This window comes from Vibrio aquimaris (assembly GCF_009363415.1).
GTDB classification, from domain to species: domain Bacteria; phylum Pseudomonadota; class Gammaproteobacteria; order Enterobacterales; family Vibrionaceae; genus Vibrio; species Vibrio aquimaris.
Map to the genome: position 1 here is coordinate 2,310,410 of NZ_CP045350.1, position 12,342 is coordinate 2,322,751.

Below are 12,342 nucleotides of genomic sequence, written 5' to 3' on the forward strand. Positions count from 1 at the left end.
ATGACGCCTGAGCAGCTGGTTGGTAAAGTAAACACACATCTCATCGACACTCACATTGGCGAGCAGTCTTTACTTGTACATACCATGGTCACAGGCGACCTTCAGTTGCTGAGAGACGCAGCCGTTCAAGCCGGATTTGATTTCCATATAGCGAGCGGATTTCGCGATTTTGAACGACAAAAATCCATCTGGGACCGCAAGATAACGGGGCAACTCCCAACTCTCAACCAAGATGGCCAGCCTCTTGATATCAGTAACCTTTCAGAGCGCGAAAAGATCTATGCCATCTTACGCTGGTCTGCGCTGCCGGGCGCAAGTAGACATCACTGGGGAACTGACTTCGATGTGTTTGATAAAGCAAGCTTACCTGAAGGCATTAAATTGCAATTGGAGCCTTGGGAATACCTCACTGGTCATCAGGCTCAGTTTTATCAATGGCTGCAAAATAATCTCAGGAAATTTGGCTTTTTCTTTCCCTATGCAGAGGATAGAGGTGGTGTGGCTGCCGAGCCCTGGCATATCAGTCATAAGGCGACGGCATCACTATGTTTATCCCTTTTTGAACTTGGCACTTTAAATGACCAAGTTTCAAACTGCGGTTTAAAGGGAGTAGATTCAGTGCTCGCAGAGTTAGATACTATATACAATCAATACATTATCAACATCAGCACTGAGGCAAGTTAATGGATTTACTGACTAACCCTTGGGTTATCATTGTTATTGTTTTAAGTGTGGTGATCGGAAACATCGCAGCACTTAAATACACAGCCAAAATGAAATTTGGCCAGATGGAAAAAAAAGAATCGCCACAAGAAGACTCTAACAAGCCCTCTGAAAATAACGAACAGGACCCGCCTCAATAGCAGGTTCTTTTACTTAATGTGATCCCATGAAATATTCGAGACTATTCTGCACTCTTCGCATTTGAAGTGGAAAATATCGAGCTTAGGCTCAGCAAGTAACCAATCCCCACAGCATTTTGGGCATTTACGCTGTTTTTCAGTCTCTAGGTTTTTGCCACCTACACGATACTGATAATAATATGTTGGTATTTTGGTCAGGTGCTCTATACGGCCTCGTAAATCCCAGCCGCGCTTAAACAACACGCTATCCACATCACATATCTCATGCAGCGCGGCATGCTCAGCTCTGCAAGCGCCAGCCATTTGAATTTCGTCACAAGCTTGCCACTCGGTCTGCCACTTAATTAGCGCCTTATGATCGCCATTCAAGGTCGGAGAATTACGATAGAGCGGTATTGGCAGCAAGGTATCACCACTTCTCAACGGAGAACAGGTATGCACGTAAGTGGTATACAGTACTTGCCAACTCGGCATAGTATCTTCCGCAGCTTGTTCGGAGTTAAGATCACGTCCAAGAAGACGCGCTTTAGGTGTCAGCAGGCTGGCTTCTGATAATGTATCTAAGCAAACTTTGACAAAATCAGAATGATAATCGGGATGCAAACTATCTTGCTCTGGGCAAACGACACGTACAAAGAACTCTCCATCACCCATAACAATAGGAAACTCTCTTCCCAAAACCTGGCCATTGTAGCGTAGTGCATCCATCAAGCCGTTTATCGCTTTATCGACCGCGGTGATTGTGGTGTTATCAAAACACTCAAATTGAAGCTCTATTACATACATAGCTACACCACCGGAGTTAGCTGCTGAAGAAACTCAGAAATGTTCTTGGCTAACACGTCTCGTTTATCAGTTCCCAGTCGTTCTAGAATGACATTCCCTGAAAGATTACAGATAGAAATGACATCAAGTTCTGCATCCGTTGTGGCAATAAAGACGGTAGGCTTTAGCTTTAAACGACGCTGAGTAACTAAGTGGCCCAGTATATTTTCCTGCAAACGAATGAAATCCTCATCATTCCATACTTGAAGTAACGTTAGCTCATTGTCATTCCAAGCGGCGCCCATATCAGCACTATACTGGCAACCATAAAACGCCTTAATATCTTGATGAAGGGTTAAATCAATGCCATGTTCTAGGTTTGAGAAATCCACTTCTTGCTCGCGAGAACAAGCCTGCCATTCGACCGAGTCACCTTTTTTAGCTGTTACACAAGGAGAAATAAAATCGGATAACTGATCACTTACTGGCTGGTGGCCATGGCATTCAAAATATGTATTGCGGTACTTTTCACTGAATAAAACTAATGCAAGAAGGGCTTGTCCAGCCATGAAATTCTCCAATATGAGTCGCCTTTTCTATACACGACATTGTCTATTAATCTGGCTGTTCTAATCTAAAAGAAATAGCTAGCATGAGCATATATTCAAGCGTTCCAACCCTTGCTTGGCTATTACACAATCTGAATTTACTATGCTTTGAGGCTTTCTGTATTTCAAACAATTCCAACTTGGTTCAAGTTTAATGAAACTAGAGGTCAGTATCAAACAACAAGCAACCTTTGCAATTGATTCTACAGAATCAATTGCATCAATAGTGGGGTGAAGATGATTTTACTGATATCATCTTTCTTTGCTGCTAAAGATAGCTAAAGTACGAGCAGATATGAGGATTGAGATAATATTATGGAGGTTTTGCGTTTGAGTCGATTGCTGGCACTACTTGTTTTTCTACTACCAGCCTTGGTATCCGCTTCCACTGTTTATTCATCAGCCATGCTCAATGAAGCAGATTCCTTAGTCAATATTGTTCCCAAACAATCAAAAATATTGGCCTCTAATTATCTGACGCAAAGAAAGCTTATGGCCCAGTCGGAAAAAGGGCCTTCAACTATGTCTCGTGATGATTCAGACACGCGATTTAGGACACCAAGCAGTACAATTGATGCCTTAAAAATATTAGCACGCGCAGAGTTTAACCTTGGTAACCCTAAAGAAGCAAAGCGCTACATTAAGCAAGCCAAAACACTCACTGATGAATATAACCTACCCTACCTTGGCTTGGAACTGAGCTTGCTTGAACTACGCCTCAATTGGAAGGCTAATGGCATTTCTCCTTCAATAGAAACCAAGCTCGATGAGATAGAGCAAGAATTGAACTCGATACATAACCCAGAGCAGGTAGCCAAAGGGCTCACCTACCAACTTGTCATGTTAAAAGCCGATATGGCTTCAAGCCAAGATCGAATCAAACTGGCAGAAACACTGTATAAACAAGCTATCCCTTTCATCGAGCAATCAAAAAACAGACAGAGTATTACTGACTACCACATTGCACTTGGTAAACATTTTTTAAACCACAAAATCTACAACAAAGCGCTATCTGAGTTGCTGATTAGTTACTGGAGTGCGATTGAAAATACGTCTGGATTACAATTAGCAGAAGCAAATCGTTTAATTGGCCAGCTATTTTATGAACGACGAGTTCTTGATAAAGCAGCCGACCATTTTTCTCAAGCCGCTGACTTTTATGATAATTATGAAAGTTCACCTATGCTTCCCCCTATTCTAAAACGAATGGGAGATATTTATTACCATCAAGGTAAATATAATCTTGCGCTGGTTCACTACTTCAATGCTATCGACCATGAGCGCTTACAAAACAACATCGAAAATGTCGTCGACATTCGACTTGCACTCGCTTCTACCTATTTAAAATTAGTCAATTTCCCACTCGCGGAGCAATATTTAACCCGAGCAAAAGAATTATTGAACTACATTGAAATACCAAAACTACAAGCTAAATATTTACTGCTAGAAGCAGGATTAGCGTCACACCAAGGGCAACCAAAAGAAGTATTAGATAAAGCCAACCAAGCACTGGGTATTGCCCTTGAACTTAATGATCTCAGTTTAGAAAAAAATGCCTATAACATGCTTAACCTCGGCAATGAGCTACTTGGAAACTACAAACAAGCACTACGCTACCTGCAACAATATAATGCATTGGCTGCTATCGAACAGAAAGAACTCAACCTGATTAATGAAGATGATTTTAGACAACAAAAAGATGTTGTTGAGCAAACACTGCACTTAGTCGGTCAAAAAGAGCAGCTAAAAAAAACGCAAAATGAGTACCATAAATTTCAAAAAATCTCTTTAACTTTGTTTGTCACTTGCGCTTTGCTTTTTGTCTTCTTACTGCGTCGCGGGCATATTATTAGCGTTCAAAAAGAAGAAATTGATGAACTAAATGATGAGCTTTATGCTCACTCACGTTCTGGCCTCAAAAACCTTCGCATGCTGAGTGTAAAATTGCCAGCCTCATTGGAAGCAAGTAGCCACAAATTTGAAAAATGGCACGCTGGTGATCTTATCCATGAACCACTGAGCGATAGGTTACACTTTGTTATGATAGACTTACCTTTTCTGCGTAACCTATCCCTCCAGCAAGGCTACACTGAAGGCTTAAAAGTTGAGAAGGCTTTTGGCCTATTTCTCAAAGAAAAAATTGAACACCCAGCCCGTGTATATCATTTCTCGGATGCCAATTTGCTCTATATTGAACCTGACAATGGGAACACCACTAAACCTGAACAAGTTTTCGAAAAGATCCAAGGTTGGGTTAACGAATTTACTCAAAAATATCGACTCAATAACATAGTGCGCATTGGAATGGCCGATTATCCATTTTTACCTCGTGCATATACCGCGATAAATGATAAAGAGCTGCTGGATATTCTGCTTATGTCAACCAATGCGGCTCGTTCTTTGAGCATGGAGGAAAACACGAGCCAGTGGGTTTACCTAAAAGCAATAAAAAATGCGCCTGCTGCCAGCTTAGCGACGGGCAACATTCGTAAGGCCTGCAAGCATTCCATTAACCAAGGCCTTATCAAAGTCCATTCTTCTTATCCCAATGAAGAAAACATCAAAAAGCTTTTAAAAGAAGAATAAACTATCATGTTGATTTAGGTGTAGAAGATGAAAAACTGATTTAAAAGCCATAAAAGTGTTTTAAATCAATACCATACCCAACCAGATATTAACATTATTATCAACAAGATAACCTCTTTACAATATACTTTTGTTTGGGCTAAGCCTGATAAAAATACAAATATACAGGCTCTGAGCATTAATCATCAATGAACAAAGACTTAAACCATTCATGCTACCTATTATTGATGTATATATATCAATCAGTTAGCTTTATTTATCACCAAAGCATGCTAAGCTTAGAACAGTCTCTTGGATTTCATATACGAGATTAAACCGCTTTCATTACGAGACAAACTCATAATAAGAAGTATTATCAGGAAACTTCTCTTATCAAGGAGGTCACCATGATCACTCATATTAGTCCTGCGGGTAGTATGGATCTGCTTTCTCAACTTGAGGTTGAGCGTCTTAAAAAAACTGCCGCTAGTGATCTGTACCAGCTCTACCGAAACTGCACCCTCGCAGTGCTTAACTCAGGCAGCCATACAGATAACTCAAAAGAGCTACTCGACAAGTACAAATCATTCGATGTCAACGTTGTCCGTCGTGAACGTGGTATCAAACTGGAGCTAAGCAATGCACCTGAGCATGCCTTTGTGGATGGCAACATAATAAAAGGAATACAAGAACACCTATTCTCGGTGCTAAGGGATATTGTCTACGTCAATATGCATCTTGCAGATAATCAAAGGTTGAACTTAACCAATGCCAGTCATATCACTAACCTAGTATTTGGTATTTTACGCAATGCTGGCGCCCTGACTCCGGGAATCGAACCAAACCTTATTGTGTGTTGGGGAGGGCACTCTATCAATGCCACTGAATATCAATACACTCGAGAAGTAGGCAACGAGCTCGGTCTTAGAGAGCTCAATATATGTACGGGCTGTGGACCAGGCGCTATGGAAGGGCCAATGAAAGGAGCAGCAATTGGTCACGCCAAACAGCGTTATTACGAACAACGTTATCTAGGACTAACCGAGCCCTCTATTATTGCGGCTGAGCCACCTAACCCCATTGTCAATGAACTGGTGATTATGCCCGACATTGAAAAAAGGCTAGAAGCATTCGTTCGTATGGCCCATGGTATTGTTATTTTCCCAGGCGGTGCAGGAACCGCAGAAGAGCTTCTCTACATACTGGGTATAATGATGCACCCCGATAACTCTGAGCAGCCACTTCCTATTGTCCTCACGGGACCAAAAGAAAGTGAAGCCTACTTCCAATCAATCGATAAATTTATTGGTGATACTTTAGGTAAAGATGCCCAGCGCCACTACGAAATTGTGGTCGACGACCCTGAAAGAGTGGCAAAAATCATGAAAAGTAAAATGGTAGACGTCCGTCAGCATCGCAAAGATATTGGCGATGCGTATAGCTTCAACTGGTCACTCAAAATCGAGCCTGAATTCCAGTTACCTTTTGATCCAACTCACGACAACATGGCAAGCTTAGATTTACACCTAAACCAGCCACCAGAGAACCTTGCGGCCGCCCTACGCCAAGCCTTTTCTGGCATAGTAGCAGGTAACGTCAAAGCCGAGGGGATACGTGAAATTGAACTCCATGGCCCGTTCAGTTTAGATGGTGACGCGATCTTAATGAAGAAGATGGACAAACTGCTAAGAGACTTTGTCGAACAAGATCGTATGAAGCTTCCAGGGGGCAGTGCCTACGAACCATGTTATAAGATCAAAACCTCTGAGTAGTTACTAACTCACAGCGGTGAGCCTATTACAAACAGGTCCTAGTAATCTGTGTATCTTACTATACAATAAGGGCTTTCTAAGCCCTTTTTCTGGTTATTATGTCTATCCACCTTGTTATCATCGATGCTCTTAATCTGATACGACGCGTCCACTCAGCACAACCCAACTCTGATGATATAGCGAGAACGATAACCACAACCACGCGAACTCTAAATAAGATTATTAGTGAGTCTAATCCTACTCATATTGTTGCAGTTTTTGATCATCATCTTCAGGAGAGAGGATGGCGAGCAGATATCCTGAGTGACTATAAAAGCAACCGAAAACCTATGCCCGAAGCGCTATATGCTGGCTTAGATGCCATACAGGAAGCTTGGTGGGAACTTGGGGTAGATTCTTTGCTTTCATCAGGTGATGAAGCAGACGATCTTATCGCAACACTTGCAGTCAAAGTCGCTAATAGGAATCAAACTGTCACTATTATCTCAACGGACAAAGGCTACTGCCAACTATTATCGCCAAGACTCCAAATACGCGATTATTTCCAACATCGCTGGCTCGATGCTCCTTTTATAGAAAAAGAGTTTGGCGTTCAACCATCACAGCTCCCTGATTACTGGGGCTTAGCTGGGATAAGCTCAAGCCAAATCACAGGGGTGCCAGGAATTGGGCCAAAAGCGGCCAAGGAAATCCTAACCAAATACCGTGATATAGAGCACGCTTACATATCTGAGGAGCTTGAAGCCAAATATAAGAAAAAGCTCAACGAACATATTGATACTGCCCGACGGTGTAAAACAGTGTCAGCTCTAAAAACCGATATCGATCTTGGATTTAACTTGCAAGACATTCGCTATCAAGGCGCTAAGGTTGATTGAATATTTTCAATCAACCTTAAGACAATGAATAGTAAAACTTATTAGTGAGGAGAGATATTTGACAAACACTGTATGTGGACAGTGATTTCTTCTCGATCGTGGTAGAGATGCTTCGCTTGAAGTTTAAACTTAACTTTATTCTCGATCAGAAAGAGTTTGAGGTTTTCAATATCCTCTAATACTTCATCGTAGCGACCTTTCATCGGCAATTTTAGGTTAAAAATGGCCTCTTTAGCCCAACCAGAAATTAACCACTCTCCCATAAGCTGAGCCACCCGAGAAGGTTTCTCTACCATATCACAGATAAGCCAAGTTACGTTTTTACGTGCTGGCTCAAACTTGAATCCATCTTCTTGATGATGCTTTACTTGACCTGTTTCCATCAGGCTATCAGCCATCATGCCGTTATCAACAGCGTGAACAAACATAGATCGCTTAACCAATTGATATGTCCAGCCACCAGGACAAGCCCCCAAATCAACACCCCACATCCCCGAGGCCAATCGTTCGTCCCACTCTTCTCGCGGAATGAAAACATGAAAAGCTTCCTCAAGTTTTAGAGTTGATCGGCTCGGCGCGTCCGCAGGAAATTTAAGTCGCGGGATCCCCATAAAAAAGGGCGAATTATTACTCGGCAATGAATAACCCACAAAACAATGGCCAGGAGCAACAAAACAGATGTGTAACACTGGTTTTTTAGGGCTGTCTTTGGCCAACAGAATCCCTTTACCACGCATTGCTTGGCGCATAGGTACAGTGAATTTTCGGCAAAACTTTAGCAATTCTTTTGCTTCATTAGTATCGGGGGTTTCGATGCGTATGTCACCACACTTGGGAAAACCCGTGATATCAGACAAGCTCGCTAAAATAGGAGAAATACGGTCTTCACGAGGAAGCTCTTGAACTTCAGCCGCAACAGCAAACATCTGACGAGCGAAAATCAACGCTTTAAAGTCAAGCTCCTTAACTAAGCGCTCAGCATCACCCTTTTGGTAGCATTCAAACAGGACATAACCTGTATTATTTTTTAAACGAGGGAAGCCAAACACTTCAAGTTGTGTTGCACGATCCTGAATTTCTCCAGCGCACTCTTTCTCAAAACCTGAGCGACAGTAGAGCATTAAGTGTTTCACTGATTTACCTCTTTAATTTGTAGCGCCGCAAACACAAACAGTCCCCATCCAAGAATAAAAGCGAGACCGCCGAATGGCGTGATTGGCCCAAACCATTTCACTCCGCTTAACGCCAAGGCGTAGAGACTACCACTAAAGCAAAAGATGCCGATAATAAAGCAATTTGCAGCAAGGGCGAAATATTTTTGTGATTTATCAGCAAACCCCGTAGTCAGTAATACTCCACAAAGTATGATGGCAAGTGCGTGAATCAGCTGATATTGCACGCCAGTGTAAAATACATCGAGCATCTGGGCTGGTAATATATTTTTAAGCCCATGAGCAGCAAATGCACCTAATATAACGCCTAGTCCAGCAAATACACCGCCGACCCCCACTATGGACCTAATCTTCATTGTATGTTCCTAAGATAAAATCAGCGAGATACTGTGTCGCTAGCGTAATATTTTCCGATTCACTGTATCCAGAGCTTTTACGAGGCTTAAAACTATGATCGCCATCAGGAATGAACTCGACACAAACTCTATCTGAGAATTCAAATTCATCAAGTTCATCTCGTTTTCCAAATGCATCTCTCTCTCCTTGCAAAATAAGACAAGGTTTATCAAGCTTGGCTAAGTGTTCACCTTTGTAGTTTTCTGGCTTACCCGGAGGGTGGAATGGAAACCCCAAACAAGCTACCCCAGCGACGAGGCTTTCTTCAGCGAGCAAACTTGCCATTCTCCCGCCCATTGATTTTCCTCCAATCACAATGGGTTGTTTGGCAAATTGGTTTATCACCTCTCTGTATGCTTCTAATAGCTTAGGAGCACGATCTGGAGGACGCCGCTTACCATCAAGAGAGCGCTTAACCATATAAGGAAAATTAAAGCGAACCACCTGGATACCTCGTTGCGACAAACCCTTTGCAATCGCATCCATAAAATCATGATCCATTCCGGCCCCTGCACCATGAGCAAAAACAAATATTGGCTGATCGCTTTTACCTTCTATCAAAAAATCACTCATCCAACAGTTCCTCTTGCTCACTCTGAGCTTTCGCTAGCATCCAATCTCTAAATGTGGCTATTCTTCCCATGTCTGCCTGCTTTTCATGACACACAACGTAAAATGCATTCTTAGAAACTAAAACCTGATCAAAAGGCGCAATCAAACGACCCGCTTCCATTTCAGGTTGTGCAAGAACATTATTTCCTAACGCGATGCCCTGCCCATGAGCGGCTGCTTGAAGCACCATAGTAGAATGACTAAAAATTGGGCCATGATTGACATTAACACCTTCTATCTCGTGTTCTTTTGCGAACTGCTTCCAATCTTTACGCGATGTATCATGTAACAAGGTGTGCTGCTTAAGATCGGCGAGCTTGTCTAATGCTTTATTTCCCATTAATAGAGAAGGTGAACAAAGAGGGATCAGAAACTCTTGATAGAGTTTATCAGCACGCAGGCCGGGCCAATTTCCTCGTCCATAATAAATTGCAACGTCGACATCGTCGGTCAGAGACCCTTCATCCATATCAACAGCTTTAATTCGAACATCTATGTCTGGCTCTTGCTGATTAAAGTCAGCCAAACGCGGAACCAACCATTGAATAGCGAAGCTAGGAGGTAAACTAATCGTCAAAGCCCCTTTTTCACTGCGTTCGAGCACTTTATCGGTAGCCTCAGCGAGTAGCGTAAAAATATCTTTAATGTCGAGAAAGTAACTTTGCCCTTCCTCGGTAAGCAACAAAGAGCGGTTACGTCGCCTAAATAATTTTAGGCCTAAGAACTCCTCCAAAGCCTTAATTTGATGGCTTACCGCTGCCTGAGTCACAAATAACTCCTCTGCTGCTCTAGTAAAGCTCAAATGACGAGCTGCGGCCTCAAAAACTTTAAGGGAGTTTAGAGGGGGCAATCTTCTCGACATAGTATTTGTCTCCAAGTTGGATAAGTTTTTCTTATCTGAAACATTATAAAATGTCCATTGCCTATCGGCCAGAGAAATTCTATATTTCCCCCTGCAGCAAGAGTCAGAACGGCTTTATTCCCTCTGGGAGTGAATTGACATATTGTTGCGATGTTGTGTTTGCAAACTCGTATTTCGAGTTAGGTAGATTTCTACCGAGTTTCATCTCTCTAACTAGAGATGAAGCGATACTTCCTGTATTTATTTTTTTGACCTGTCTGTCAAATTATTTAACACCGCCTTATGGCGGTGTTTTTTTTATCTGCTAAACGACAAAAAAGATAAGGAAGTATAAGCAATTAGAAGAAGCGCTGATATGCTTGGCTAGCAGCGCGTTGGAAGGAGCCTAGATTAAGGGCGATAAACTTTGATATTAGTAAAGCCTTGGTCTTGAAGGTATAGAGCTTGTAAGCGACTCATAACACCACGATCGCAATAAAGTAGGTAAGTTTTACTTTGGTCCAAATCCCCAAACTGAGTACCCAATTTGTAGAAAGGCAGATGTATCACTTCTACTCCATCTATCTCAAGCGGGCTATCCTCTTCTTCCTCAGGGCTACGAATATCAAGAACTGTCGCATGTTGCTCAACGGCTTGAACCAACTCGATTTCAGGCGCAGCCTCCTCGGCTTCTTTAGCTATATCACGAATGTCCATTTGACGAGCATCTCTTACGACCTGCTCTAGGATTTCCAAATCAAATTTCTCTTCTTCCGCTTCTAACTTCGCTTTGATCGCTTTAACTGTCGGTTTCTTAGAAATCACACCACAATATTCAGGCATCGTCTTAGCAAAGTCTTCAGTGCCAATTTCACGAGCTAAATCAATGATATCTTCTTTATCCCAGTTAATTAACGGACGTAAAATTAAAGTATCGGTGACTGTGTCAATATGGCGAAGATTGGTCAGCGTTTGGCTCGATACTTGACCAATAGCTTCTCCGGTAACCAAAGCTTGGATACCAAATTTATCGGCTATCTTGCCCGCTGCTCGCATAAACATACGTTTAAGGATCACACCCATTTGACCGTCATCTACTTTCTCAAGGATTTCAGCCACAACCGGTTCAAAGTCTACAGAAATAAAACGGACTTTAGCTGAAGAGCCGTACTTATTCCAAAGGAAATGAGACACCTGCTTAACACCTATCTCATGGGCTGGCCCACCGAGATTAAAGAAACAGTAATGTACTTTAGAACCACGTTTAATATGAAGGTAGCTCGATACACCTGAGTCAAAACCGCCAGAAATCAAACTCAAAACATCTTCTTGAGTTCCAAGTGGGAAACCACCTAAGCCTTTATAGCGAGCAATGACATGATTAAGTTTATCCCCCGCAACCTCAACTTTTATCGTGACATCAGGTTTGTGAAGTTTAACACTCGCACTGTCAACGGCTTGATTTAGACCGCCACCAACGTAACGCTCTAACTCAATAGACGTAAAATCATGTTTTCCTCGACGCTTAGCTCGGACAACGAAAGTTTTACCCTCTATTTTCGACCGGTTAAGTTCTAATACTTGCTCGAAGATGTCATGCAAGTCGGTGAAGTCAGACTGTTTTACCTCTAGGACATGATGGATGCCTGGTGTGTGCGTAAGGATCTCTACAGTTTCTTTGTGATAACGATCTGATTCAGAGGTCACTTCGATATGATCACGACGATTAAATACTGCAACAGATTCTGTACGACTCTTGATGATATTGCGAATATTGCATTCAAGAATCTTTGTGAAGCGCTTGCGCACCGATTCACTTTTAACAAAAATTTCAGGATGGGGCTTAACGATAAATTTCATAGTTCACTTC

12 protein-coding genes are annotated in these 12,342 nt (G+C 42.2%); 5 read left to right on the top strand and 7 right to left on the bottom strand.

What is annotated here, in order from left to right; translation table 11 throughout:
- Together FIV01_RS10660 and FIV01_RS10665 are read left to right on the top strand one after the other, a co-directional pair.
- Nucleotides 1-684, top strand: a complete 684-nt coding sequence (locus tag FIV01_RS10660) for a M15 family metallopeptidase (RefSeq protein ID WP_152431717.1) — start codon at nucleotides 1-3, stop codon at nucleotides 682-684.
- On the top strand, nucleotides 684-863 hold the full coding sequence (locus tag FIV01_RS10665) for a DUF2897 family protein (protein WP_152430987.1): 180 nt from the start codon (nucleotides 684-686) through the stop codon (nucleotides 861-863). The genes FIV01_RS10660 and FIV01_RS10665 overlap by 1 nt, the downstream gene beginning before the upstream one ends.
- A gap of 9 nt (nucleotides 864-872) precedes the next feature.
- Here FIV01_RS10665 and FIV01_RS10670 read toward each other — a convergent pair whose 3' ends face one another.
- Nucleotides 873-1,649 (bottom strand): Zn-ribbon-containing protein, encoded by a 777-nt coding sequence (locus FIV01_RS10670; protein WP_152430988.1) that lies wholly within the window; start codon nucleotides 1,647-1,649, stop codon nucleotides 873-875.
- Nucleotides 1,650-1,651: 2 nt separating this feature from the next.
- A complete protein-coding gene (gene syd / locus FIV01_RS10675; protein ID WP_152430989.1) occupies nucleotides 1,652-2,197 on the bottom strand; it encodes a SecY-interacting protein in 546 nt (181 codons plus the stop codon).
- A gap of 354 nt (nucleotides 2,198-2,551) precedes the next feature.
- Between syd and FIV01_RS10680 the strand changes: the two genes are divergently transcribed.
- The 3 genes from FIV01_RS10680 (at nucleotide 2,552) to xni (ending at nucleotide 7,451) form a co-directional block, all read left to right on the top strand.
- Nucleotides 2,552-4,822, top strand: a complete 2,271-nt coding sequence (locus tag FIV01_RS10680) for a tetratricopeptide repeat protein (protein ID WP_152430990.1) — start codon at nucleotides 2,552-2,554, stop codon at nucleotides 4,820-4,822.
- 386 nt (nucleotides 4,823-5,208) lie between these two features.
- Nucleotides 5,209-6,573, top strand: a complete 1,365-nt coding sequence (gene ppnN / locus FIV01_RS10685; RefSeq protein WP_152430991.1) for a nucleotide 5'-monophosphate nucleosidase PpnN — start codon at nucleotides 5,209-5,211, stop codon at nucleotides 6,571-6,573.
- 98 nt (nucleotides 6,574-6,671) lie between these two features.
- Entirely contained in the window at nucleotides 6,672-7,451 is a 780-nt protein-coding gene (gene xni, locus FIV01_RS10690) for a flap endonuclease Xni (protein WP_152430992.1), read from the top strand.
- A gap of 41 nt (nucleotides 7,452-7,492) precedes the next feature.
- Here the strand turns inward: xni and rlmM are convergent, their stop codons facing one another.
- The 5 genes from rlmM to thiI form a co-directional block, all read right to left on the bottom strand.
- Nucleotides 7,493-8,584, bottom strand: a complete 1,092-nt coding sequence (rlmM, locus tag FIV01_RS10695) for a 23S rRNA (cytidine(2498)-2'-O)-methyltransferase RlmM (protein ID WP_152430993.1) — start codon at nucleotides 8,582-8,584, stop codon at nucleotides 7,493-7,495.
- A complete protein-coding gene (locus tag FIV01_RS10700; RefSeq protein WP_152430994.1) occupies nucleotides 8,581-8,979 on the bottom strand; it encodes a DUF423 domain-containing protein in 399 nt (132 codons plus the stop codon). The genes rlmM and FIV01_RS10700 overlap by 4 nt, the downstream gene beginning before the upstream one ends.
- A complete protein-coding gene (locus FIV01_RS10705) occupies nucleotides 8,969-9,592 on the bottom strand; it encodes an alpha/beta fold hydrolase (protein ID WP_152430995.1) in 624 nt (207 codons plus the stop codon). Before FIV01_RS10705 ends, FIV01_RS10700 begins: the two co-directional genes overlap by 11 nt.
- Nucleotides 9,585-10,493, bottom strand: a complete 909-nt coding sequence (locus tag FIV01_RS10710; RefSeq protein WP_114786657.1) for a transcriptional regulator GcvA — start codon at nucleotides 10,491-10,493, stop codon at nucleotides 9,585-9,587. Before FIV01_RS10710 ends, FIV01_RS10705 begins: the two co-directional genes overlap by 8 nt.
- Before the next feature lie 390 nt (nucleotides 10,494-10,883).
- Complete coding sequence (gene thiI / locus FIV01_RS10715; protein WP_152430996.1) at nucleotides 10,884-12,332, bottom strand: tRNA uracil 4-sulfurtransferase ThiI; 1,449 nt, start codon at nucleotides 12,330-12,332, stop codon at nucleotides 10,884-10,886.
- Nucleotides 12,333-12,342 lie beyond the last annotated feature (10 nt).